General features: G+C 62.3%; 21 protein-coding genes. 14 read left to right on the forward strand and 7 right to left on the reverse strand.

Annotation, left to right across the window (positions count from 1 at the left end):
* Positions 1-206: 206 nt before the first annotated feature.
* On the reverse strand, positions 207-752 hold the full coding sequence (locus J1777_RS01225) for an acyloxyacyl hydrolase (protein WP_207574010.1): 546 nt from the start codon (positions 750-752) through the stop codon (positions 207-209).
* Positions 753-850: 98 nt separating this feature from the next.
* Between J1777_RS01225 and recQ the strand changes: the two genes are divergently transcribed.
* The 5 genes from recQ (at position 851) to J1777_RS01250 (ending at position 9024) form a co-directional block, all read left to right on the forward strand.
* Entirely contained in the window at positions 851-2722 is a 1872-nt protein-coding gene (recQ, locus tag J1777_RS01230; RefSeq protein WP_207574011.1) for a DNA helicase RecQ, read from the forward strand.
* Positions 2723-2771: 49 nt separating this feature from the next.
* Positions 2772-3431, forward strand: coding sequence for a DUF2799 domain-containing protein (locus J1777_RS01235; protein WP_207574012.1), 660 nt, complete (start codon positions 2772-2774; stop codon positions 3429-3431).
* 483 nt (positions 3432-3914) lie between these two features.
* Positions 3915-4712: a sulfate reduction electron transfer complex DsrMKJOP subunit DsrO gene (gene dsrO, locus J1777_RS01240; protein WP_207574013.1), complete on the forward strand. Its 798-nt coding sequence runs from the start codon at positions 3915-3917 to the stop codon at positions 4710-4712.
* 10 nt (positions 4713-4722) lie between these two features.
* Entirely contained in the window at positions 4723-5766 is a 1044-nt protein-coding gene (gene nrfD, locus J1777_RS01245) for an NrfD/PsrC family molybdoenzyme membrane anchor subunit (protein ID WP_207574014.1), read from the forward strand.
* 84 nt (positions 5767-5850) lie between these two features.
* Entirely contained in the window at positions 5851-9024 is a 3174-nt protein-coding gene (locus tag J1777_RS01250) for a tetrathionate reductase subunit A (RefSeq protein WP_207574015.1), read from the forward strand.
* 81 nt (positions 9025-9105) lie between these two features.
* On the opposite strand, the gene J1777_RS01255 is transcribed toward J1777_RS01250, so the two are convergent.
* The 5 genes from J1777_RS01255 to benA all read right to left on the reverse strand — a co-directional run bounded on the left by J1777_RS01255 (position 9106) and on the right by benA (position 14058).
* Positions 9106-9888 carry a 1,6-dihydroxycyclohexa-2,4-diene-1-carboxylate dehydrogenase gene (locus J1777_RS01255; RefSeq protein ID WP_207574016.1) on the reverse strand — a complete coding sequence of 261 codons (783 nt, stop codon included), beginning with the start codon at positions 9886-9888 and terminating at the stop codon, positions 9106-9108.
* Positions 9889-9921: 33 nt separating this feature from the next.
* Entirely contained in the window at positions 9922-11007 is a 1086-nt protein-coding gene (locus J1777_RS01260; RefSeq protein WP_207574017.1) for a porin, read from the reverse strand.
* A gap of 52 nt (positions 11008-11059) precedes the next feature.
* A complete protein-coding gene (gene benC / locus J1777_RS01265) occupies positions 11060-12070 on the reverse strand; it encodes a benzoate 1,2-dioxygenase electron transfer component BenC (protein ID WP_207574018.1) in 1011 nt (336 codons plus the stop codon).
* A 120-nt stretch (positions 12071-12190) separates the two neighbouring features.
* Entirely contained in the window at positions 12191-12679 is a 489-nt protein-coding gene (gene benB / locus J1777_RS01270) for a benzoate 1,2-dioxygenase small subunit (RefSeq protein WP_207574019.1), read from the reverse strand.
* Positions 12680-12705: 26 nt separating this feature from the next.
* Positions 12706-14058, reverse strand: a complete 1353-nt coding sequence (gene benA, locus J1777_RS01275) for a benzoate 1,2-dioxygenase large subunit (protein WP_207574020.1) — start codon at positions 14056-14058, stop codon at positions 12706-12708.
* A gap of 217 nt (positions 14059-14275) precedes the next feature.
* On the opposite strand from benA, the gene J1777_RS01280 reads away from it, so the two are divergent.
* The 9 genes from J1777_RS01280 (at position 14276) to J1777_RS01320 (ending at position 22053) form a co-directional block, all read left to right on the forward strand.
* Entirely contained in the window at positions 14276-15436 is a 1161-nt protein-coding gene (locus J1777_RS01280) for an ABC transporter substrate-binding protein (protein WP_207574021.1), read from the forward strand.
* Between the two features lie 83 nt (positions 15437-15519).
* On the forward strand, positions 15520-16386 hold the full coding sequence (locus J1777_RS01285) for a branched-chain amino acid ABC transporter permease (protein ID WP_207574022.1): 867 nt from the start codon (positions 15520-15522) through the stop codon (positions 16384-16386).
* Positions 16387-16390: 4 nt separating this feature from the next.
* The gene (locus J1777_RS01290) at positions 16391-17359 is read left to right on the forward strand and encodes a branched-chain amino acid ABC transporter permease (RefSeq protein ID WP_207574023.1); all 969 of its coding nucleotides are present in this window, start codon (positions 16391-16393) and stop codon (positions 17357-17359) included.
* Positions 17356-18132 (forward strand): ABC transporter ATP-binding protein, encoded by a 777-nt coding sequence (locus J1777_RS01295; RefSeq protein ID WP_207574024.1) that lies wholly within the window; start codon positions 17356-17358, stop codon positions 18130-18132. The genes J1777_RS01290 and J1777_RS01295 overlap by 4 nt, the downstream gene beginning before the upstream one ends.
* On the forward strand, positions 18125-18838 hold the full coding sequence (locus J1777_RS01300) for an ABC transporter ATP-binding protein (protein ID WP_207574025.1): 714 nt from the start codon (positions 18125-18127) through the stop codon (positions 18836-18838). Before J1777_RS01295 ends, J1777_RS01300 begins: the two co-directional genes overlap by 8 nt.
* A gap of 27 nt (positions 18839-18865) precedes the next feature.
* Positions 18866-19444 (forward strand): hemerythrin domain-containing protein, encoded by a 579-nt coding sequence (locus tag J1777_RS01305; RefSeq protein WP_207574026.1) that lies wholly within the window; start codon positions 18866-18868, stop codon positions 19442-19444.
* Positions 19441-19896, forward strand: coding sequence for a bacteriohemerythrin (locus J1777_RS01310; RefSeq protein ID WP_341352923.1), 456 nt, complete (start codon positions 19441-19443; stop codon positions 19894-19896). Before J1777_RS01305 ends, J1777_RS01310 begins: the two co-directional genes overlap by 4 nt.
* 10 nt (positions 19897-19906) lie before the next feature.
* On the forward strand, positions 19907-21079 hold the full coding sequence (locus tag J1777_RS01315) for a benzoate/H(+) symporter BenE family transporter (RefSeq protein ID WP_207574027.1): 1173 nt from the start codon (positions 19907-19909) through the stop codon (positions 21077-21079).
* 98 nt (positions 21080-21177) lie between these two features.
* A complete protein-coding gene (locus tag J1777_RS01320) occupies positions 21178-22053 on the forward strand; it encodes an AEC family transporter (protein WP_207574028.1) in 876 nt (291 codons plus the stop codon).
* 52 nt (positions 22054-22105) lie between these two features.
* On the opposite strand, the gene J1777_RS01325 is transcribed toward J1777_RS01320, so the two are convergent.
* On the reverse strand, positions 22106-23116 hold the full coding sequence (locus J1777_RS01325; RefSeq protein ID WP_207574029.1) for an AraC family transcriptional regulator: 1011 nt from the start codon (positions 23114-23116) through the stop codon (positions 22106-22108).
* Positions 23117-23431 lie beyond the last annotated feature (315 nt).

Below are 23431 nucleotides of genomic sequence, written 5' to 3' on the forward strand. Positions count from 1 at the left end.
CAGCTATTTGTAAAAGTTTAAATTACGGGGTCTGTCACGTTCTAAGAACGTGTTCACAACCTCCTCGCGGGTGTGCAGTCGCGGCCTCGGGCGGTCTGCGGCGTTGCAAATCCTCGCCATAGCTACCGCTATGTCTGTGGTTTGCGCCTTGCAGCCCATCCCGATCCGCATCCCGCACCCCTTCGCGTGGAGATCATGAACACGTTCTAAAAAGCCACGGCATAGCGAAGCAGCAGGAAATTATCGCCAGGGTTGGGTTTTTTCAGCCCAGCATTGGACTGGTGCTGCACCCGCAGCGCCAAGGCATGGCGGCCCTGGGGGCCGAAGTTGCGCCCCACGCCCAGGTGCGAGGCAAAGTTGTAGCGGGTGCTGAAGTATTTATCGCCGTTGGCGTAGTGGCGGTTGTGCCAGACCAGGCCCGTGCCCGCTTCCACAAACCAGCGCGATGCGCCCTGGGCGGGCCGCCAGCGCAGATTGATGCCCGCACCCAAGGCGGTCACGCTGCGGCGCTGGGCCCCTTCAGGGCGGGCCGAGAGGGTGCCCAGCCCCAGATCCCACGCCCCCGTCAGCTGCCCGCTGCCCAGGGCATGCGCCCAGTTCCAGGGCAGGGTCACCCCCAGCGTTGCGGTATAAGCACCATGCCTGCCGCTGCCCGCTTGCAGGTACAGGCTGGGGCTGTCTTGGCTTTGCGCCGCTGCCCATGGCGAGGCCAGCAACAGGGCGAAGCCGAATGCAGAGGTGATGTTTTTCATTTCAGCACTCCTTTCTCAAACAGAACGCCACCGCGTTCAGCACCATCGTGAACCGCTGAGGGGAAAATACCCTTCTGGCAAACCCTGGAGGATACTTTTTGGCACCCACCCCGCACTCCGTTCTACACGATATTTTTGGCTACGACAGCTTTCGCGGGCCACAGCAGGGCATTGTCGAGCACGTCACCGCCGGGGGCGATGCGCTGGTGCTGATGCCCACCGGCGGCGGCAAAAGCCTGTGCTACCAGATTCCGGCCATCGTGCGCCAGCAGCAGGGGCTGGGCTGCAGCATCGTCGTCTCGCCGCTGATTGCGCTGATGCACGACCAGGTGGGGGCGCTGCACGAGGCCGGGGTGGATGCCGCATTCCTCAACTCATCGCAATCTTACGAGCAGGCGCAAGAGGTCGAATGGCGCTTGCAAAGTGGGCAGATTACGCTGCTGTACGTGGCCCCTGAGCGGCTGGTCACGCCGCGCTTTCTGGGCCTGCTCGATGCCTTGTACGCCCAGGGGCAACTGGCGCTGTTTGCCATTGACGAGGCGCATTGCGTCAGCCAATGGGGGCACGACTTTCGCCCCGAATACCGCCAACTGGCCCTGCTGCACGAGCGCTATGCGGGCGTGCCGCGCATCGCCCTGACCGCCACCGCCGACGACCTGACCCGTGCCGACATGGTGCAGGGCCTGCACCTGCAAAACGCGCAGCAGTTCATCAGCAGCTTTGACCGGCCCAACATCCGTTACCGCATCGTCGAAAAAAAAGATGCCTTTGCGCAGCTGCAGCGCTTTATCCAGCACGAGCACGCGGGCGATGCCGGCGTGGTCTATGCCCAGTCGCGCCGCCGTGTCGAAGAGCTGGCCGAGAAGCTGCAGCAGTCCGGCATCCACGCCTTGCCCTACCACGCCGGGCTGCCGCCCGAGGTGCGGGCGGGCAACCAGCACCGCTTTTTGCGCGAAGAAGGCGTGGTGATGGTCGCCACCATCGCCTTTGGCATGGGCATCGACAAGCCCGATGTGCGCTTTGTGGCCCACGTCGATATGCCCAAAAACATCGAAAGCTACTACCAGGAAACCGGCCGCGCCGGGCGCGATGGGCTGCCCGCGCAGGCGTGGATGGCCTACGGCCTGGCCGACGTGGTGAACCAGCGGCGCATGATTGACGAGGGCGAGGCCGAGCAAGCCTTCAAAGCCATCCTGCGCGGCAAGCTCGATGCCCTGCTCGCTCTGGCCGAGGCCACCGACTGCCGCCGCCAGCGCCTGCTGGCCTACTTTGGCGAAGCCAGCGGCCCGTGCGGCAACTGCGACAACTGCCTGCAGCCGCCCGCGCTGTGGGATGGCACGGATGCGGCGCGCAAGCTGCTCTCCACCATCTACCGCGTACACCAAAAAAGCGCCCTGACCTTTGGCGCGGGCCACATCATCGACGTGCTGCGCGGCAAAGATTCAGACAAAGTGCGCCAGTACGGGCACGAGAGCATTTCCACCTTTGGCGTGGGCGCACAGTACTCCGAGGCGCAGCTCAAAGCCATCATGCGCCAGCTGCTGGCCACCGGCGCACTGGGCCTGCACAAGGTGACCAGCGAAAACAGCGGCCATGTGTTTGACACGCTCACGCTCACCGATGCCTCCCGCGCCGTGCTGCAAGGCCAGGTGCAGGTGCTGCTGCGCGAAAGCCTGGCCGCCACCCGCACGCGCCGCCCCAAAGCCACCCCGGCCAACGTCGCCGCCCAAGACCTGGGGCCGGACGCACAGGCGCGCTTTATCAACCTCAAAGCCTGGCGCAGCGAAGTGGCCAAGGCGCACGACCTGCCCGCCTACGTCATCTTCAACGATGCCACGCTGGTGGGCATTGCCCAGCGCAACCCGCAAACCCTGGCCGATTTGCACGGCATCAGCGGCATTGGTGCCAAAAAGCTCGAAGCCTATGGCGCGGAAGTGTTGCGCGTGATTCAACCGGGCACCAAACTATAAAAATGGCCGCGGCCCACCATCCATCCACTGTGTCCCAAAAGGAGCGTCCGTGAAGTTCTTATCCTCCCGCCTCCCCACCCGCAAGCAGCACCCCTTGCGCCACATGCGCCTGCCACTGGTGGGCGTAGCCTTGCTGGGCAGCCTGCTGCTCAACGGCTGCGCCGTCATGAGCGCTGAAGAATGCACCCATGCCGACTGGTACGCCCTGGGCCAAGCAGACGGCGCCAAGGGCCGCGACCGGCAGTACCTGCAGGAGCGCATCAGCGTCTGTGCGAAAGCACAGGTGACTGCCGACACGGGCCGCTACGCGCAAGGCTATGCCCAGGGGCTGCAGCAGTATTGCGTGGTTGAAAACGCCTTCTCGCTTGGTGCCAATGGGGGCCAGTACAAGGGCGTGTGCCCTGCGGCCATCGACCCGCAGTTTCGTCGCCGCTTTGATGCGGGTCGTGCGATCTATGACACCCGGCAGGAAGTCAAACGCCTGCAAGAGCGCATCAACGACAAAGAGCGCGAACTGACCCAGACCCACAAGGACGAGGAACGCAAGCTGCGCGACCCGAAAAACGCCGACGAACGCCGCCGCATCCAGCGCGATTTTGAGCAGCGCCACCACCGGCTGCGCTCTGAGATCGAGCAACTGGACCGCCAGCTGTACCGCGCCCGCGACCAGCAATACGATGCAGAGCGCCGGGGCCGACAACACCAATAGCTTCAACCGCTGATAAAAAAAGGGTTTCAGGAACAAAAGCACCTGAAACCCTTTTTTTATCAGCGAGAACAGCTCTTGTATTGATACCACAGCACCCTGCCTGCCTGCCGGGTGGGCGTGTCACGTGCAGGTTGGGCCCCTTGGCTTTCGCACAAGCTGTGTTTTGAAATGAATTATTGGCTATTAATACTCAAAAGTTGTAGCAATAATTTATTGAAGCACTTGATAAAAATAGTCAATCAAATATTTTATTAATATTGAAGGTATTCACTCTAAATAGCCAGTGAAAAAAGGACTGAACCGCCGCCAACGCCGCTTTTGGGCGCTTTTTGACGGCCCGCTGCAGTGCCCATCAAGCCAAGGAGGGTTCATGGCGCAACCATAGCGGTAGTGCAGCGATGGATGCCGTCATGCCACATCCACCGGGTTGTGCGGCAGCGTAGGTGATGCAAATTTGCCTGAAACAAATATCAAGGAATCGCCATGAAAATCCCAGAAACTCCTGCCCGCGATGTGCGCCTGCCCGAGATGGGCAAGCGCGGGTTTCTTCACGATCTGCTGGCCATGGCCACCGGTTTTGGCTTGGCCAGTACCGCCCAGGCCAGCGCCTTGCCCGATCCCCACCACCAGCCCCCGCGCCGCCCGGGCATGCCGGGCAAGCGTTTTGGCATGCTGGTCGATATCCGCAAGTGCATCGGCTGCCAGGCCTGCACGGTGAGCTGCTCGGTGGAGAACCAGCCGCCCATCGGCCAGTTCCGCACCACGGTGCTGCAGTACGAAATTGACAAGCCCGACGGCTCGATGCCCGCCATGGTCAGCCTGCCGCGCCTGTGCAACCACTGCGAGGAGCCGCCCTGCGTGCCGGTGTGCCCGGTGCAGGCCACCTTCCAGCGCGAAGATGGCATCGTGCTGGTGGACAACGAGCGCTGTGTGGGCTGCGGCTACTGTGTGCAGGCCTGCCCCTACGACGCGCGCTTTATCAACCACGAGACGCAAACGGCCGACAAGTGCACCTTCTGCGAGCACCGCCTGGAGGTGGGCCTGCTGCCCGCCTGCGTGGAAAGCTGCGTGGGCGGCGCGCGCGTGATTGGCGATTTGAACGATCCGGGCAGCGAAATCAACCGCCGCATGCAGGCGCACAACCAAGCGCACTCGGACGGCATCAAGGTCTTAAAGCCCGATATGAAAACCCAGCCGCGCGTGTTCTACATCGGCTTGCCCGATGAGTTTGTCAATGGTGTGGACGGCCAGGCCAGCGTGCGCCTGGTGGCCGAGCATTAAGGAGAAAACCATGGAAATCATCGAACTCCTGACCCCCGCTTACGAAGTCGCCTGGCTGCCCTGGGCCGTGCAGTATTTCTTTTTGGTCGCCGTGGCCACCGGTGCCGCGCTGCTGGCGGCAGCCTGTGCGTTTGCGTCGGCGGGCAGCCCCCTGGCGCGGCTGACCCCGCTGGCCGTGGTCACGCTGGCGATTGCGGCCATTGCCGCGCCCGTGTCGCTGCTGGCCGATTTGCACCAACCGGCGCGTTTTTGGCATTTCTATGCCCACTTCACGCCCTGGTCGTGGATGTCGGTCGGCGCACTGCTGCTGCCGGCCTTTGTCACGCTGTCGCTGTCGCTGTGCGCCAGCTGGTGGCTGGGCAAACCCGCCTGGATGCGGGCCATTGCGCCGCTGTTGCTGCTCTCGCTGCTGACCATCGTGGCCTACACCGGTGCCGAAGTGATGGTGGTGCGGGCCCGCCCGCTGTGGAATACCGCCTGGCTGCCCGTGAACCTGGCGCTGACGGGCTGGCTGGCGGCGATTGGTGCCATGTTCATCATCGAGCGCTTTTTGCCAGCGCCCTTGCGCCCGCACGAGGCGGCACTGCAGCTGTTGCGCAGCATCGCCCTGGCGCTGGCCGGCGCATTGGCCCTGGCCACACTGGGCTGGGTCGCGCTGGGCTGGATGGCGCAAGCGCCCTCGCTGCTGGCGGCGGCGCGGTTGTGGCAAGACTTTCCGGTGTGGCGCTGGGGCATGGTGCTCTCGGCCCTGGGCGGCGCGGCGGTGCTGGCCGTGCTCCTGGCCGGCAAAACGCGCATGGCCTGCCCGTACTACCGCCTGGTACTGGGGGCCTTGCTGGCGGGCAGCGCCTGGGCCTTCCGCTGGGCGCTGTTCATGAGCGTGCAGGGCGTGCCCAAGTTTGGCGCGGGGCTGTACCTTTACACCATGCCGCTGGGTGGCGATGGTCTGCTGGGCATTCTGGGCATGGCTGGCCTGTGCGTGGCCCTGGTGGGGCTGATCAGCTGGGCGCTGGAGCTGTTTCCAGCCCGCCAGCACCCCGTGGCTGCAATTTAAGAAAAAAACGTAGATAACGCTTACCAGGCCAGCGCTTGCAGCTATCAAAAATAGCAAAGCAGCGCGGTCCATGAAAGGTGAACCATGACCGACAAAAAAAACGACACTCCCCAAACCCCTGACGCAACCCGTCGGCGCATGCTGCTGCGCGGCGGCGCTGTCGCCGGGGGCCTGACCGCGTTTGCGGCGGGCTACGGCGAGGTGCTGGCCAAAGGTGCCAAGGGCCTGCTCACCGGCAGCGCTGGCACGGCCCCGCCCAGCGCCACGCGCGGTAACTCGCTCACGCCCGAGTTCCGCATCGACCCGGTGAGCGGCCAGCTCACCACCCAGCCCGGCCAGGTGGTCAGCCCCAGCAGCTGCCTGGGCTGCTGGACGCAGTGCGGCGTGCGCGTGCGCGTGGATACGCAAAAGGGCGAAATCATCCGCATCGCCGGCAACCCCTACCACCCGCTGGCCACGACCAACGCCGCGCCCATGGCCACCCCTGTGCGCGAGGTGTACGCCATGCTGGGCGGCGACAACGGCCTGGAAGGCCGCGCCACGTCGTGTGCGCGCGGCTCGGCCATGCTGGAGCACCAAACCTCGCCCTACCGCGTGCGCACCCCACTCAAGCGCGTGGGCCCGCGCGGCTCGGGCCAGTGGCAAAGCATCTCGTTTGAGCAGCTGATTCAAGAGGTCTGCTACGGTGGCGACCTGTTTGGCGAGGGCCACGTGGATGGCCTGGCCGCCATCCGCGATGTCAAGACGCTGATCGACGAGGCCAATCCCGAGTACGGCCCCAAGTCCAACCAGCTGGTCTTTACCGATGCCTCCAACGAAGGCCGCACCCCGCTGATCCGGCGCTTTGCCGGCCCAGCCTTCGGTACGGTGAACTTTGCCAACCACGGTGCTTACTGTGGCCAGACCTACCGCGTGGGCACGGCTGCGGCCCTGGGCAACATTCCGGGCATGCCGCACGGCAAGCCCGATTGGAAGAACTCGCGCTTTGGCCTGTTTCTGGGCACGGCACCGGCGCAGGCGGGCAACCCCTTTCAGCGCATGGGCCGCGAACTGGCCGAGGCCCGCTCGCGCGAGGACAACAGCTACAAATACGTCGTCATCTCGCCCATCCTGCCCACCTCGTCCAGCCACGCTGCGGGCGACAACAACCGCTGGATTCCCGTCAAGCCGGCCACCGACCTGGCCCTGGCCATGGCGCTGATCCGCTGGATCATCGACAACGAGCGCTACGACGCGAAGTTTTTGGCACAGCCTGGCCCGGCGGCCATGGCCGCTGCGGGCGAGGCCTCGTGGAGCAACGCCACGCACCTGCTCATCAACGACCCCCAGCACCCGCGCCACGGCCAATTCCTGCGCGGCGCGGACATTGGCCTGCCCATGCCTGAACCCGTGGATGAAAAAACCCCGGCCGAAGATGTGTACGTGGTGCAACTGGCTGACGGCAGCCTGGCACCGCACACCACCGCCCAGCCCGCCGAGATCTTTGTCGAGCGCAGCTTGACCCTGCCGCGCGCGCCGGATGCGGCGCAAGACCCCGCCCCGGTGGCCGTGTGCTCGGCGCTGGTCATGCTGCGCACCGAGGCGCGGCGCAAGACGATCCAAGAGTATTCAGACATCTGCGGCGTGCCCGTGGCCGAGATCGAAGACCTGGCGCGCGAGTTCACCAGCCACGGCAAACGCGCAGTGGCCAACTCGCACGGCGGCACCATGAGCGGCGCGGGCTTTTACACCGCCTATGCCATTGCCATGCTGAACAACCTGATTGGCAACCTCAACGTCAAGGGCGGCTGGGTGCTGGATGCCGGCCCCTTCGGCCCTTTTGGCCCCGGCCCGCGCTACAACTTCGCCCAGTTCGACGGGCAGGTCAAGCCCACCGGTGTGGCGCTGTCGCGCACGCGCTTTCCGTACGAAAAAACCAGCGAGTTCAAGCGCAAAAAAGAGGCTGGCCAAAACCCCTACCCGGCGCGTGCGCCCTGGTACCCCGCGCCCGGCAACCTGAGCAGTGAGATGGTGGCCGCCGGCCTGCTGGGCTACCCCTACCCGATCAAGGCCTGGATCAACCACATGTCCAACCCGGTGTACGCCATCGCCGGCTTTGAGCACGCCGTGGTGCCGTCCATCAAGGATGTGAAAAAGCTGCCGCTGTTCATCTCGGTCGATCCGTTTATCAACGAAACCTCGGCCCTGGCCGACTACATCGTGCCCGACACCGTGACCTACGAGAGCTGGGGCATCGGCGCACCCTGGGCCGACGTGATTGCCAAAACCTCCACCGTGCGCTGGCCGGTGGTGGAACCGGCCACAGCCCGCACCGCCGACGGCCAGCCGGTGAACCTGGAATCCTTCCTGTTTGCCATCGCCAAAGAGCTGCAGCTGCCCGGCTTTGGCAAGGGCGGCATGGCTACCCGCGACGGCGAGCCCGTTGATCTGGAATGCGCCGAGGATTTCTACGTGCGCGGCATCTCCAACATCGCCTACCAAGCGGGCCGCCCCGTGCCCGAGGCCAGCGACGACGACATCGAGATCACCGGCCTGTCGCGCTGGATGCCCGAAGTGCAAAAGCGCCTCAAAGACGAGGAAGTGCGCCGCGTGGCCATGGTCATGAGCCGTGGCGGGCGCTTTGACACCGTGGACGAGTCGTGGAAAGACGACCACATCAAAGCGGCTTACAAGTTCCCGGTGCAAATCTGGCACGAGGGTCTGGCCAAGATGCGCCATTCCATGACCGGTGAGCGCTATATGGGCTGCCCCAGCTGGTTCCCGACGCGCTTTGCCGATGGCTCCAGCATGCGCGAGCACTACCCCGAGTCTGAGTGGCCGCTGACCATGAGCTCGTACAAATCCAACCTGATGAGCAGCATGTCGATCGGTGTCAAGCGCCTGCGCCAGGTCCACCCGCACAACCCCATCAGCCTGCACAAGGAAGATGCGGCACGCTTTGGCATTGCCAACGGCGATGCCATCGAAGTGAGCACCCCAGGGGCCAAGGTGCAAGGCGTGGCACTGGTGAGAAGCGGCGTGGCACGCGGCACCGTGGCCATCGAGTACGGCTATGGGCACCGGCAGCTGGGGGCGGTGGCGCACCTGATTGACGGCAAGCCCACCGCGCACAACCCGCAGCATGGGCAGGGAGTGAACCTGAACGCGCTGGGCTTCACCGACCCGACCCGGCCGGAGCAGGACAACGTGTGGATCGACTGGGTCTCGGGTGCCGTGGTGCGCCAGGGCCTGCCAGTGCGGGTGCGCAAGCTGGCCTAAAGCTGGGGGTGGATCGTGGGGCACACCCGTCTTTGGCGCTATGGCACGAGCCACCCCACACACGGTCTGGTATGGCGTTGCTTAGCCCTGGTCTCCGCCGCCCACGGGCAGCACGGTGCCAGTGATGTAGGAGGCATCGTCCGAGGCTAGGAACAGGATCGGATCGGCTTGCTCGTCCAGTGTGCCGTAGCGCTTCATCAGGCTGCTGTCGACCGACTGGGTGTAGATCTGCTGGTACCAGGCTTTTTCCTGCTCGCACTGTGCCTGGGTGTTGCGCGGGATGAGACGCGGGGGTGCTTCGGTGGCACCGGGCGCGGTGGCATTGACGCGGATGCCGCGCTCGCCGTTTTCAAAGGCCAGGCAGGCGGTCAGGGCATTGACACCGCCCTTGGCCGCGCCGTAGGGCACGCGATTGATACCGCGCGTGGCGATGGACGAGACATTGACGATGCTCCCCTTGCCGTTGGTCAGCATGTGTGTGATGGCTGCGTGGCAGCACCACAGGGTGGGGAAGAGCGAGCGGCGCACTTCGGCCTCGATTTCCGCTTCTTGGTAGTGCTCGAAGGGCTTGGTCCAGATGGTGCCGCCGACGTTGTTGATAAGGATGTCGATGTGGCCAAACTTTTCCACGGCCGCGTTCATGATGCGCTGGCATTCGGCAAACTTTTCTAGGTCGGCGGTCAGGCTGAGCACCTCTACCTTGGTGCTGCTGGCGATGTCTTTGGCCACGTCGTGAACCAGTTCTGAACGATCCACTAGCACCAGGGTGCCTTTTTCCTTGGCCATTTTTTCGGCCACGCGCTTGCCAATCCCTTGCGCGGCACCAGTGATGACGGCCACTTTTTTCTTGAAACGGTTGCTCATGTTTGCTCCGGAAGAAAGGGTCTGAACAGGTTCTCAGAACGCGTGGCGCAGGCCGACCATCAGACCGGTCTGGTTGCGTCCGGCCAGTGGGGCCAGTGCCGTGTTGCTGGCCCCCACCGAGGGCGAGAAGCGGGCCTTGCCATCGTTGCGCATGAAGCCGAGCGTGGTGTAGGCCGCCGTGCGCTTGGAGAAGGCATAGGTGCCACGCAGCACCAGCATCTGGGCACCGTCGGTACTGTCTTTGTAGTCAAAGTCGTAGTACTGGGCTTCCAGCATCACGGCGGTGCTCAGGGGGTGGGACACGCCCAGTGACCACAGGGTGCTCTTGCGCTGGGCCTGGACGGCGGCTTCGTTCCTGCGCTGCATGTAGTTGGCGACCAGCTTGGTCTTGCCCAGCAGGACGTAGCCGTTCAGTGCCAAGCGGCGATCGGACTTGTCGCTCAGGTCGGCGCCACCGGCGGGGCGGTTGTCGCGCCCGTTCTGCTCATCGACCCAGGTGCCCACGCCCCAGGTGGGGGCATCGTATTTCAGCACGGCAGACCAGGAGCGGCACTCGCTGCTGTTGCTGCTTTCGCCCGCGCAGTTTTGCGCATCCTTGCCCAGGCTGTAGAGCACGCCGGCGGTGACTCCGCTGAATTTGCCCAGGTAGGCAATGGAGTTGTCCAGGCGCGGGCCGGCCAGGTAGGTATCGAACGCACCGGCGCCGTAGATCTGCGCCAGGAAGATATCGGTATTGGCAGCGCCCGGGAACAGCATCGAATACTGGCGGCCCAGCGACAGCGTGCCCCATTGGCCGGAGAGGCCGACAAACGCCTGGCGGCCGAAGGCGCGGCCCCCTTGCTGGGTTTCGCCGGTGTCTAGGCCAAAGCCCGATTCCAGGGTGAACACGGCCTTGAGGCCGTTGCCCAGGTCTTCGCTGCCACGCAGGCCCCAGCGCGAGGCGGCAGAGCCGGCAATGCTGGGCATCCGCGTGATGCTGCCGCCGGTGCTGGTGTTGTCCAGGCGTTCGATGCCGGTGTCCACCAGGCCGTAGAGGGTGACGTTCTGGGCCTGGGCGGAGGTGATGGCTCCGGCGCACAGGAGCAAGGTGGTCGTCAGGCTTGTAGCGATGCGTTGCATGCAAGATCTCCTAGGGTTTTGGTTTGGAATTCAGAAAAGTGAGAGTGATGACTTAGACACTGGCAGCAAATTTTTCGTAGTGAAAGCTGGCCGGTTCTATGGCCTGCGCACGCAGGTGCTGTGCCACGGCATCGACCATGGGCGGGGGGCCACACAGGTAGATATCGACGTTGCCGTGGTGCAATTGGGTCGGCTCCAGGTGGTGGGTGACGTAGCCTTTCTTAGGCCAGCGGCTGTCGTCGGCGACCACGCACACGGCGTAGCTGAAGTTGGGCAGGGCCGCTTTGAAGCTGTCCAGGCGCTCCAGGGCGACCACGTCGGCATCGGTGTTCACGCCGTAGATCAGGTGGATGGGCTGGTCGCTATCGCCTTGTGCGACCAGCTTGTCCAGCATTGACAGGAAAGGGGCCAGACCGGTGCCGCCCGCCAGCATCAGCACGGGGCGCACGACATCGCGCAGGTAGAAGCTGCCGATGGGGCCGGCCAGCTTGATGGTGTCACCGGGCTGGGTGCGACCGGTCAGGTAGCCACTCATCAGGCCGTCGGGCACGTTGCGAATCAGAAAGCTCACCTTGCCATCGTGCGGCATAGAGCTGAAGGAATAGGCACGCGTTTGGGTGGTGCCGGGCACTTCCAGGTTGGCATATTGGCCGGGCAGGAAAGACAGTTTGTTCAGGCTGGGGCCTTGTAGCACCAGGCTGATGGTGCTGGGCGAGAGCTGGTGAACTGCTTCAATGGTGGCGGTCAGGGTGGCTTGCTTGATCTTGCACACCTCAGACGAGACGGGCACGTTCACCACGCAGTCGCTCTTGGGGAACATTTGGCAGGTGAGCACCTGGCCCAGGCGGGCTTCTTCCTCGCTCATGGCATCTTCAATGTAGAAGCCCAGTTCGTATTGGCCCGATTCGGCCTGGCATTTGCAAGCGCCACACGCGCCATCGCGGCAGTCGATGGGCACATTGACACCCTGGCGGTAGGCGGCATCGGCCACCGTTTCCGTAGCATTGCAGTCGATGAAGCGGGTTACGCCGTCCTCGAAGTTCAGGGCGATTTTGAAAGTCATGTTCGTCTCCAAGAGGGAAAACCGGCCCGCACCACGCCTTTTGAAATCAGGGGGCGCAGGCCGCATGGCGGCCCGCTTCAAGGGGCCGCCCAGAGGTCGGGACAGGGTTAGGGTCGGCTCCTAGATGTGGTACACGTCCAGAACGTGGCGAACGTAGTCGGTCTTGAGGACCACTTTCTTGTCCTGAATGATGGGCTGCTCGCCAGTCACGTCCAGGGTGTAGAAGCTGGTGCCACAGAAGTGGTCGGTGTGGTTGTAGCGCACGCTCATGGTGTGCCAGTTAAAGCGCAGCTTGACGGTTTTGTCGTCCTGCTCCAGCACCTCGATGTTGCTGATGTGGTGGTTGGTGCGGGTGTCCGGGATGGTGGCGCTGGAGCGCTCGGTGCGGATGCGAAACACTCGGTCTTCCAGCCCGGCGCGGCGGCCGTACCAGATGAGCGAGATTTCGCTTTGCGGGTCTTCGGTCAGCTCGCCATCGTCATCCCAGGCAGGCACCCAGAAGGTGCAGTTTTCAGCGTACAGGGCCAGCCAGCTGTCCCAATCGCGCTCGTCCAGGTAGCGGGCTTCGCGGTACAGGAAGGCGCACAGGTTTTCGTAAGAAATCGACATATCAATGGTCTCCTTGGGGCTTGGGCTTACTGGGCGGCAGATTCGTCAGACTCGGCAGCAATGGCGGCACGCATTTGCTCCAGCCAGTAGCTGTGCTGGGCCACGTAGAGGCCTTCGTCTTCGGTCTTGACACCCGACAGGATGGGCTTGAGGCCGATCTTGTCGGCTTCGGCATCGGGGCCTTCCACCCAATGCTCGGCACCACGTGACATGTCGTTCCACTCCAGCGCCCGGCCCATGAAGCCTTCTTGGCAGGCGCGGAATTCTTCCAGGTCGTCCGGCGTGGCCATGCCAGTGGCGTTAAAGAAGTCTTCGTACTGGCGAATGCGGTGGGCGCGTGCTTCGGCCGATTCGCCCTTGGGAGCGATGCAGTAGATGGTGACTTCCGTGCGATCGACGGACAGCGGGCGGAACACGCGGATTTGCGAGCTGAACTGGTCCATCAGGTACACGTTGGGGTACACGCACAGGTTGCGCGAGTTGTTGATCATCCACTCGGCCTTGGCTTCGCCGAATTCCTTGACCAAGCGCTCGCGCTGCTCCATCAGCGGGCGGTCTTCGGGGTTGTCCCAGCGCGTCCACAGCAGCAGGTGGCCGTTCTCGAACGAGTAGGAGCCGCCGCCCTTTTTGGCCCAGCCGCCCGCGCTCATGGCGTTGATGTCGTCGCCGCTGTCGCGGCTCTTGCGCTGTGCTTGCGTGGCGGCGTAGTTCCAGTGCGTGGCGGTGACGTGGTAGCCATCGGCACCGTTTTCGGCCTGCAGTTTCCAGTTGCCTTCGTACACGTACGAGGAAGAGCCGCGCAGCACTTCCAGGCCTTCGGGTGACTGGTTCACGATCATGTCGATGATGACCTTGGACTCACCCAGAAAGTCTTCCAGCGATTGCACGTCCGGGTTCAGGCTGGCAAACAGAAAACCGCGGTAGGACGCAAAGCGTGCGACTTTTTTCAGGTCGTGCGAGCCTTCGCAATTAAAGCTGGCGGGGTAGCCGGTTTCGGTGGGGTCTTTGATCTTGAGCAGCTTGCCCGAGTTGTTGAACGTCCAGCCGTGGAAGGGGCAGGTGAAACTGCCCTTGTTGCCATGCTTGAAGCGCGTGAGCGTGGCGCCCCGGTGTGCACAAGAGTTGATGAAGCAGTTGAGCTGGTTGTCCTTGTTGCGCGTGATGAAGACCGGCTGGCGACCAATTTTGGTGGTGTAGTAATCGTTGATCTTGGGCAGCTGGCTCTCGTGGGCCAAATACACCCAGTTGCCTTCAAAGATGTGTTTCATCTCCAACTCGAACAACTCTGAGCTGGTGAACATTTCGCGTTTGCAGCGGAATTTGCCTTTGGCTTTGTCTTTCTCGAGCAGTGAGTCGAGATATTCCTTGGTGATGCCCATGGTCGCGGTCTCCTTGTTTCTGGTGGTATGGAGCGGTCATGGTAGGCGGGGGAAAAGTTGCTAAATATCCGTTTTCTGCACGATAACTATCCGTTCTGTGCAGAAATTGCGGTTTTGCATGAAATGGATACGAGTTGTGCAGGAACTGGATATTCCGCTGGGACAGGGTGCCCCTAACCTACGCCTGCAATACCAACAACGTTAGGAGACACACCCCATGGCATTCAAACTGAAGACCACTGCACTACTCACATTGGCCTGCTTGGCCAGCGCAGCCCACGCGGTCAGCGACAAGGTCAAAGTGGGCCTGATGCTGCCCTACACCGGCACCTACGCCGCACTGGGCACGGCCATGACCAATGGCTTTAAGCAGTACGTGGAAGAAAACGGCGGCAAGCTGGGCGGCCGCGAGGTGGAATACGCCGTGGTGGACGACGAGTCCAACCCGGCCAAGGCCACCGAGAATGCCAAAAAGCTGGTCTCGCGCGAGAAGGTGGATGTGCTGGTCGGCACGGCCCACTCGGGCGTGGCACTGGCCATGGCCAAGGTGGCGCGTGACAGCAAGACGATCATGATCGTCTCCAACGCAGGGGCCAACGATCTGACCGGATCGCTGTGCTCACCCTACATCTTCCGTTCGTCGTTCTCGGCCTGGCAGCCGTCCTACGCCATGGGCGAGGCACTGGCCAAAAAGGGACTGAAGAACATCGCCACCGTGACCTGGAAATACTCTTTCGGCGAGGAATCGGTGGCAGGTTTCAAGGAAGCCTTTGAAAAAGGTGGCGGCAAGGTGGTCAAGGAGATGACCCTACCCTTCCCGAACGTGGAGTTTCAGCCCTTCCTGACCGAGATTGCCTCGCTCAAGCCCGATGCGGTGTTTGTCTTCTTTGCGGGTGCGGGTGCGGCCAAGTTTGTCAGCGACTACGCGGCAGCCGGCCTGAAGAGCAGCATCCCGCTGTACGGCCCCGGCTTCCTGACCGATGGCAACCTGGATGCCATGGGCGCAGCGGGCGAGGGTCTGCTGACCACGCTGCACTACGCTGACGGCCTGACCAACGAGAAGGATGTGGCCTTCCGCTCCAAGTACGTCGCCAAATACAAGATGCAGCCCGACGTGTACGCCATGCAGGGCTACGACGCGGCGCAGATGTACGAAGCCGGCCTGCGTGCTGCTGCTGGCGACCCGGCCAAAAAAGACGTGGTCATCAAGGGCATGGAGTCGGCCACCATCGACAGCCCACGCGGCAAGTTCACCCTGTCGCGCGCGCATAACCCGGTGCAGGACATCTACATGCGCCAGGTCAAGAGCGGCGGCAACATCATGCTGGAAGTGGTATCCCCAAAGCTGGAAGACCCGGCACGCGGCTGCAAGCTGTAAGCCACTGGCTTTCTCTCCACACCTTTAATACCTAAAGTTTTTGTCGCCCCGGCAGGCTGCGCCCTGCCGGGCGGGGGATAGTCATGGATTTCGCAAACTTCCTGATCCAGACGCTGAACTCGCTGCAGTACGGTTTGCTACTTTTCTTGGTGGCAAGCGGGCTGACGCTGGTGTTCGGCATCATGGGGATCATCAATCTGGCGCACGGTAGCTTCTACATGATCGGCGCTTACCTGGCTTTTGTGCTGACCAGCGCCACGGGCAGCCTTGTCATGGCCATGGTGCTGGGCATACCGCTGGCACTGATTTTTGGCGCTTTTCTGGAGTGGGCGCTGTTCTCGCACCTGTACAAGCGTGACCATCTGGAACAAGTGCTGCTGACCTACGGCTTGATTCTGATTTTTGAACAGCTGCGCAGCCTGTTGGTGGGCGACGATGTGCATGGGGTGGCCATTCCGGCCTTCTTGGATGCCTCCATCCCGCTGACAGAGGTGTTGAGCTACCCGGTCTATCGCCTGGCCATCTCGCTGGTGTGCATCGTGCTGGCTGTGGCTTTGTACTACCTGATTCGGCGCACTCGCCTGGGCATGATGATCCGGGCTGGGAACGACGACCGGGGCATGGTCGAGTCACTGGGCATCAACATCGACATGATTTACCGCGTGGTGTTTGCGCTGGGCGTGGCCATGGCTGCACTGGCGGGGATGCTGGCTGCGCCGATTTCTTCCGTCTTCCCCAATATGGGCAGCCATGTGCTGATCATTTCGTTTGTGATCGTGGTCATCGGTGGCATCGGCTCGATCTGGGGCGCTTTGGTGGCAGCGCTGATCGTCGGGTTTGCCGACACCTTCGGCAAAGTGCTGATTCCCGAATTCTCGGGCATCGTGGTCTATGTGGTGATGGCGGTGGTGCTGCTCTGGCGCCCCGAAGGCATCCTGAAGAAAGGTTGATGCCATGAAAAACATACACGCTTCGCTGATCGTCAAACTGCTCGCCCTGGCCGCCATTGCCTGCGTGCCGCTGTCGGGAGAATCCTTCTACATCGAGATCATCGGCAAGGTGCTGATCATGGCCATCTTCGCCATGAGTCTGGACCTGCTGGTGGGCTTTACCGGTTTGGTCAGCTTTGGCCATGCGGCCTATTTCGGCATTGCGGCCTACGCCGCCGCGCTGCTGACCGTGCGCTATGAAACGGCCAACCTGTGGCTGGCCCTGCCCGCCTCGGTCGCAATCGCTGCCTTGGCAGCCCTGGTGATTGGCCTGTTTGTGCTACGCACCAAGGGCATCTACTTCATCATGGTGACGCTGGCCTTTGCACAGATGGCGTACTTCATCTTCCACGACACGCCGCTGGGCGGTGGCTCGGACGGGATGTATCTGAGCAACAAGCCTTCAACGTCCATCTTCGGCTGGGAACCCTTTGACCTCAACAACGAGGTGCACATGTTCTATTTCATCCTGGGGATGCTGGTGCTGGTGTACCTCTTCCTGCACCGCGTGTTGCAGTCGCCCTTTGGCCGTGTGCTGATTGGCATCAAAAGCAACGAACACCGGATGCAGTCACTGGGCTACACCACCTTTCGCTACAAGTTGGGGGCCTTTACGCTGGCCGGTGCCCTGGGGGGACTGGCCGGTTTCCTGTACGCCGCGCTGCTGGGCTTTGTTACGCCGGAGCTGCTGTCCTGGCATGAGTCGGGCAACGTGTTGATGATGGTAATCCTGGGGGGCATGGGCAACCTGGGCGGGGCCATCGTCGGGGCCTTTGCCCTGGAAGCCATGCGCGAAATCTTTACCGATCTGACCAAATACTGGCAACTGTTGCTGGGTGGGGTGATTGTGGGCGTGGTGCTGTTCCTGCCCGGCGGTCTGTCCGGTGTGCCAGGCCGCATCCAGCGTGCCCTGCAAGGGGGAGAAGCCAAATGAGCACGAATGCAAGCCAAGAAGTGTTGCTCCAAGCAACCAAACTGACGCGCCGCTTTGGCGGGCTGGTGGCCAACCAAGACCTGGATGTGACGCTGGAACGCGGCATGATCCATGTGCTGCTCGGCCCCAACGGGGCGGGCAAATCGACCTGCATCAACATGCTCTCGGGCGATCTGCCGCCCAGCGAGGGCAAGATCGAGTTCATGGGCCGCGACATCACGCACCTGACGGCCGCACAACGCTCGCAGGTCGGTATCGGGCGCAGCTACCAGCGCACCAACATCTTCCCGCAGTTCACCGTGCTGGAGAACGTGCGCCTGGCCGCGCAGTCGCGCCGCCAGCAGCCCTGGCGCATTTTCAGTAAGGCCATGCAGCAGCAGTGGGCGCTGGAAAAAGCACGCGCCTGCATCGAAGAGGCTGGTCTCGGCAAGCGCGTGGACTGGGTCTCAGGGGTGCTGAGCCACGGCGAGCAGCGTCAGCTGGAAATCGCCATGGTGCTGGCCACCGATGCGCAGGTGCTGCTGCTCGATGAACCGCTGGCGGGCATGGGCTCGGAAGAATCGGCGAGCATGGTCGAGGTGCTCAAACGCCTGCGAAAGACACGTGGCATCCTGCTCGTCGAGCACGACATGGATGCCGTGTTTGCCGTGGCCGACATGATCACCGTGATGGTCAACGGTCTGTTGCTCGAATGCGGGCCACCGGCACAAATCAAGGCCAGCGTGGCCGTGCAACAGGCCTATCTGGGGACGGAGGAGAGTTTCCATGTCTAACATGCTGCTTGAAGCCAAGGAAATCCACACCTACTACGGTGCCAGCCACATCCTGCACGGCATCGACTTCCACATCCGCGAAGGCGAGGGCATTGCCCTGATGGGGCGCAACGGCATGGGCAAGTCCACGCTCATCAAGAGCATGCTGGGCGTGGTGCGTCCGCGCCATGGCCGCGTGCTGGTGCGTGGCGATGATCGCAGCAAGGCGCGCACCTACCAGATCGCCCAGCAAGGGATTGCCTATGTGCCCGAGGGGCGCGGCATTTTCAAGAGCCTGACCGTGCGTGAAAACCTGCAGATGTCGGCCCGTGCCGGTGTCGATGGGCGGCGCGAGTGGACATTTGACCGCGTGATGGCCACCTTCCCGCGCCTGGGCGAGCGCATCAACAACGGCGGCTGGCAGCTGTCAGGTGGCGAGCAGCAAATGCTCACCATTGGCCGGGCGCTGATGACCAATCCCGACCTGCTGATTCTGGACGAGGCCACCGAGGGCCTGGCCCCGCTGATCGCCATGGAGATCTGGCGCATCATCAAAGAGATCCGCAAGACCGGCATCGCCACCGTGATCGTGGACAAAAACCATGGCGCGGTCACCAGCATCTGCGACCGGGCAATGATTCTGGTGAAAGGCCAGATCGTGTTTGACGGCACCAGCGCCGAGGTGCAGAACAATCCCACCCTGATTCAAACCCACCTCGGGGTCTGAGCCGCGCCGCGCTACAAGGAGATCGACATGCAATACAAAGCCCTGGACATGATTCACGATGAGCACCGGGCGCTGGCCGCCATGCTCAACGGTATGCGCACCATCGCCACCGGCATCCGGGACGGACGGATGAAAGTGGACTTTGCGCTCTACGCCGCCATGATTCGCTACATGGAGGAAGTGCCCGAAAAGCTCCACCACCCCAAGGAAAACGAATACCTGTTTGCTCTGCTGCGCCTGCGCACCGATGCGGCCAACCCCATCCTCGCGCGGCTGGAAGCCGAGCACCAAGCCGGCGGCAAACGCATCCACGCCCTGCGCACAGCGCTGGAAAGCTACCAAACGGCGGGTGAGGCCGGCTTTGCGGCGTTCTTTGCCGCCCTCAACGACTACGTGGCCGATGAGTGGCAGCACATGAACACCGAAGAGCACGAAATCTTCCCCCTGGCACGCCAGCACCTGCTGCCAGAAGACTGGGCGGCGATTGAGGCCGCCTTTCTGGCCAACGACAACCCGTGGCAGGGAAAGCGCGGGGAATACGAGGCGCTTTTTTCGCAAATTGTGAACACGGCACCGGCCCCCGTCGGCCTAGGAGGATCGGTGTGAATACGGCACTGCCAGCACCCTTCGCCTGGGACGATGGCTATTTGGTCGGGCACAGCGCCATGGACGACACCCACCGAGAATTCGTGGAATGCCTGAACGCTGTGCTGCAAGCCCCGGACGATGGCTTGCTCGCCGCCCTCGATGCCTTTGCTGCCCATGCACAAGCGCATTTCGACGAGGAAGACCACTGGATGCGCAGCACCAACTTCCCACCGGCCGACTGCCACCTGGATGAGCACGCCAAGGTGCTGGCCTCGGTCAGCGCCGTGCGCGAAGCCCTGCGCGAAGACCCGGAGGGCAATGCGGCCTGGTGCCGGGAACTGGCCCAGGCCTTGCAGGACTGGTTCCCAAGCCATGTCCAACACCTGGACTCGGCCCTGGCCACCTGGCTGGTGCACCGCACCCACGGTGGGCGGCCGCTGGTGTTGCGGCGCAAATCGGTCTGCGCCTAAAGTGCCCCCTATGTCCTGGACGCGCGACGTTTCCGTGTCGGCACTGACGGCGGGTTTTCTGGCCGTCCTGATCTCCTACTCCGGGCCGCTGCTGATCTTCTTTCAGGCCGGGCAATCGGCGGGCGTGTCGCCCGCGATGATGGCCTCCTGGGTCTGGGGCATCTCGATTGGCGCGGCCATCTCGGGCATCGTCTTGAGCTGGTGGCTCAGGGTGCCCGTGGTCACGGCCTGGTCGGCCCCTGGCACGGCGCTGCTGATCACGCTGTTCCCGGACATCAATATCCACCAGGCCGTCGGGGCGTATCTGGTGGCGGGTGCCATCTTGCTGGCGATTGGCTTGTCCGGCAGCTTTGACTGGCTGATGCAGCGCATCCCCAAAGGCATCGCCTTCGGCATGATGGCCGGCATCCTGTTCCAGTTTGGTACCGGGGCCTTCAAGCCAGCCGCCAGCATGCCGTTGCTGACTTTCGGAATGGTGCTGGCCTACCTGCTGTGGAAACGCTTGTTCCCACGCTACTTCCTCGTGCTGGTGCTGCTCACCGGGGTGGCCTTGAGTGCAATCAGCACCGGCGGCCTGGCGGTGGGCGAGATTGACCTGTCACCCACCTGGCCTATCTTCATCGCACCCGAATGGCATGGCGGAGCCATCCTCAGCCTGGCACTGCCACTGGTGCTGGTCAGCCTGACCGGGCAGTTTCTACCCGGCATGGCCATTTTGCGCGGTGCGGGCTACACCACCCCGGCCAAACCCATCGTGGCCATTACCAGCCTGGCATCGCTGGGCGTGGCGATGGTGGGGGGGATCAGCATCGTGATTGCTGCCATCACCGCCGCCCTGTGTACCGGCAAGGAAGCCCACGATGACCCGAGCAAACGCTATATCGCCGGGATTGCCAACGGCGTGTTCTACCTGGTGGGCGGCTGCTTCAGTGGTGCCATCATCGGGCTGTTTGCGGCCCTGCCTGCCGCCTTCATCGCCGTGCTGGCCGGTCTGGCGCTGCTGGGGGCCATTGCTGCCAACCTGGCGGGCACCCTGGCCGAGGCCGACCAGCGCGAGGCCGCCGTCATCACCTTTGTCGCCACCGCCTCCGGCATGAGTTGGCTGGGCCTGGGTTCGGCCTTCTGGGGCATCGTCATCGGCCTGGTGGCCCACTTTCTCTTGCGCCCCCGGCATAAACAGTAGCATCCAGCTGCCCCACAGCCTGCACCCCTTCGCACCCGAAAGCGTGAACCGGTTCTTAGGGACAGCCCTTCTTCTTATATTTATGCCGTGTAAGCCCCATGCTGCTTCGAATCATTGAAATCCTGTTTCCGATGTTTGCCATCACCGCACTCGGCTACGGTGTCGGACGCACCCTCCAGCCCGACCTGTCGCACGCCAACAAGCTGAACATGGATGTTTTCGTGCCGGCACTGGTGTTTGCAGCCCTGGCCAACAAGGCGTTGGATATCAGCGCCTACCTGCCGCTGGTGCTGGCCGGCACGCTGGCCGTGGTTGGCTCCGGCATTCTGGCTTGGGCCGTTGCACGGGGGGCAGGCATCGCCGTCAAGACCTTGGTGCCCCCCATCATGTTCAACAACTGCGGCAACCTGGGGCTGCCGCTGGTCGTGCTGGCATTCGGCGAGCAGGCGCTGGCCCCCATGGTGGTGTTGTTCATGGTCTCCAACCTGCTGCACTACTCTTTTGGTGTCTGGCTGTTTGACCGTCGGGTTCGCTGGTTCACGGTGTGGAAAGTCCCTACGGTGGTCGCCGCGTTCCTGGGCCTGCTGGTCAGCATCACCCAGTTCGAGGTCTGGCCACCGCTGCTGACTTCGATTCGCATGCTTGGGGAAATTTCCATTCCGCTGATGCTCTTTGGCCTTGGGGTGCGCATTGCCAGCTCACGCATTGAATCGATCGGCTTCGGCTTGTTTGGCGCGGTACTGCGCCCGGCCATTGGCATGGGCCTGGCCTGGCTCATCCTGCAGCTGATCACGCTGCCGCGCACCGAGCAGGCGCTGCTGCTGGTGTTTGGTGCTTTGCCGCCAGCCGTGCTCAACTTCATGTTCGCCGAGCGCTACCACCAGGAGCCGGAAAAGGTCGCCTCCATGGTGCTGATCGGCAACCTCGCCTCGGTGCTGTTTCTGTCGCTTGCACTGGCCTTGGTCTTGAATTAAAGCCTTGATTTGTAGCCTTCGACGGGGCTGTCGCGGCCCCGTACCCAGGTGCCTAGCGCTGCTTGAGCACCTCGGAAGGCAGGCGGCCAAACGTCTCGCGGTAGGTTTCGGCAAAGCGGCCCAGGTGGGTAAAACCGTACTCCAGTGCCAACGCAGTGATGTTGGCGAACTGGCTGCCCGGATCCATCAGCGCGTTGTGCACGGCCTGCAGTTTTCTTTGCCGAATGAAGTGCTTGGGCGTGGTTTTGGCGTGCCGCTCGAACAGGTGGTAGATCGACCGTGTGCTCATGCGTGCCTGGGCAGCCAGGTTTTCCACGCACAGGTCGCTCGTGATGTTTTCGTCGATGTAATGCACCAGGCGCTCAAAGGAGACATCCAGCAGCGCTGGCTTTTCCAATGACACGTTGTGGTTCAGCATGGTCATCAACTTGGTGGCGATCACGCGGCTGTAATGGTTGAGCAGCTGCGGCTGGAGGCTCTCGGCCTCCGCTTCGGCCTCCTGGCAGATCAGGGTGAGCAGGTACAGCAGGCTTTCAAGGGAATCAAACCGGTAGGGCATGGGTTGGAAGCGAATGCCCTCCTGGGGGGGGTGCCACTGGTGCTCGGTGCAGGTGTTGTGTAGCAGGTGCGTGGGCAGGCGCAAGATAAATTTTTCGCAATCCTCGGAATACGTCAGATCAACCGGGTCATCGGGGTTAATGAGCATCAACTGCCCCGCCGACAGGTTGATGCTGTCATGGCCCAGCTCGTAACGGCACTGACCGCGCAAAATGAATTGCAGGTGGTAGATGTCGTGCAACCGCTCTGAAACAATCCGCGCCTGGCTGCCATAGGCCAGGCGGCACAGGTCGATGTTGCCAAACTTGCGGTGGGCCAAAGCGGCTTTGCCACTCCCCCCCCGTTGCAGACTCAGGCCATGGTTGCCGACATGCTCATTGACATATTCCGACACGGCAAAAGGATCTGCTTGGTGAAAAACCGTGCTCGTCTCTTTCAGGAACGAGAAGCAGCGAATGGGTCGGCTGGCGCACGAGGAGGCGGGCGCAATAGAGATCGTTTGCATAACTTCAACGCCCCTTTAAAAGGGCACAACAGGCCGACGCATCCAAGTGCGTAGACCATTGAAATTTAGCGATTCTAAAAAATTTTATCGATTTTGATACAGAGGGAAACCCTCGGAAAACCGTCTCCAGACAACTCCAGCCTGCTGAAAAATAGCACAAAAAATACAAAAACCGGCCCTACTCCCTTGTAAAAATTGATCAGCACGACCAAGGCATCTACAGAGAATAATTTCAAAAAAGAGAGCTTTATCCGCTTATGAATAAACAAATTAAATGTATTAAATACTTTAAACCCATTAAATCAGAACGAAAAA

This window comes from Comamonas denitrificans (assembly GCF_017368815.1).
GTDB lineage: Bacteria > Pseudomonadota > Gammaproteobacteria > Burkholderiales > Burkholderiaceae_C > Comamonas > Comamonas denitrificans.

Bases quoted from the DNA above. Each gene is read 5' to 3' on its own strand.
- J1777_RS01225 (WP_207574010.1), bottom strand. From the start codon at position 752: ATGAAAAACATCACCTCTGCATTCGGCTTCGCCCTGTTGCTGGCCTCG.
- dsrO (WP_207574013.1), top strand. From the start codon at position 3,915: ATGAAAATCCCAGAAACTCCTGCCCGCGATGTGCGCCTGCCCGAGATG.
- nrfD (WP_207574014.1), top strand. From the start codon at position 4,723: ATGGAAATCATCGAACTCCTGACCCCCGCTTACGAAGTCGCCTGGCTG.
- J1777_RS01250 (WP_207574015.1), top strand. From the start codon at position 5,851: ATGACCGACAAAAAAAACGACACTCCCCAAACCCCTGACGCAACCCGT.
- J1777_RS01255 (WP_207574016.1), bottom strand. From the start codon at position 9,888: ATGAGCAACCGTTTCAAGAAAAAAGTGGCCGTCATCACTGGTGCCGCG.
- J1777_RS01260 (WP_207574017.1), bottom strand. From the start codon at position 11,007: ATGCAACGCATCGCTACAAGCCTGACGACCACCTTGCTCCTGTGCGCC.
- benC (WP_207574018.1), bottom strand. From the start codon at position 12,070: ATGACTTTCAAAATCGCCCTGAACTTCGAGGACGGCGTAACCCGCTTC.
- benB (WP_207574019.1), bottom strand. From the start codon at position 12,679: ATGTCGATTTCTTACGAAAACCTGTGCGCCTTCCTGTACCGCGAAGCC.
- benA (WP_207574020.1), bottom strand. From the start codon at position 14,058: ATGGGCATCACCAAGGAATATCTCGACTCACTGCTCGAGAAAGACAAA.
- J1777_RS01280 (WP_207574021.1), top strand. From the start codon at position 14,276: ATGGCATTCAAACTGAAGACCACTGCACTACTCACATTGGCCTGCTTG.
- J1777_RS01285 (WP_207574022.1), top strand. From the start codon at position 15,520: ATGGATTTCGCAAACTTCCTGATCCAGACGCTGAACTCGCTGCAGTAC.
- J1777_RS01290 (WP_207574023.1), top strand. From the start codon at position 16,391: ATGAAAAACATACACGCTTCGCTGATCGTCAAACTGCTCGCCCTGGCC.
- J1777_RS01295 (WP_207574024.1), top strand. From the start codon at position 17,356: ATGAGCACGAATGCAAGCCAAGAAGTGTTGCTCCAAGCAACCAAACTG.
- J1777_RS01300 (WP_207574025.1), top strand. From the start codon at position 18,125: ATGTCTAACATGCTGCTTGAAGCCAAGGAAATCCACACCTACTACGGT.
- J1777_RS01305 (WP_207574026.1), top strand. From the start codon at position 18,866: ATGCAATACAAAGCCCTGGACATGATTCACGATGAGCACCGGGCGCTG.
- J1777_RS01315 (WP_207574027.1), top strand. From the start codon at position 19,907: ATGTCCTGGACGCGCGACGTTTCCGTGTCGGCACTGACGGCGGGTTTT.
- J1777_RS01320 (WP_207574028.1), top strand. From the start codon at position 21,178: ATGCTGCTTCGAATCATTGAAATCCTGTTTCCGATGTTTGCCATCACC.
- J1777_RS01325 (WP_207574029.1), bottom strand. From the start codon at position 23,116: ATGCAAACGATCTCTATTGCGCCCGCCTCCTCGTGCGCCAGCCGACCC.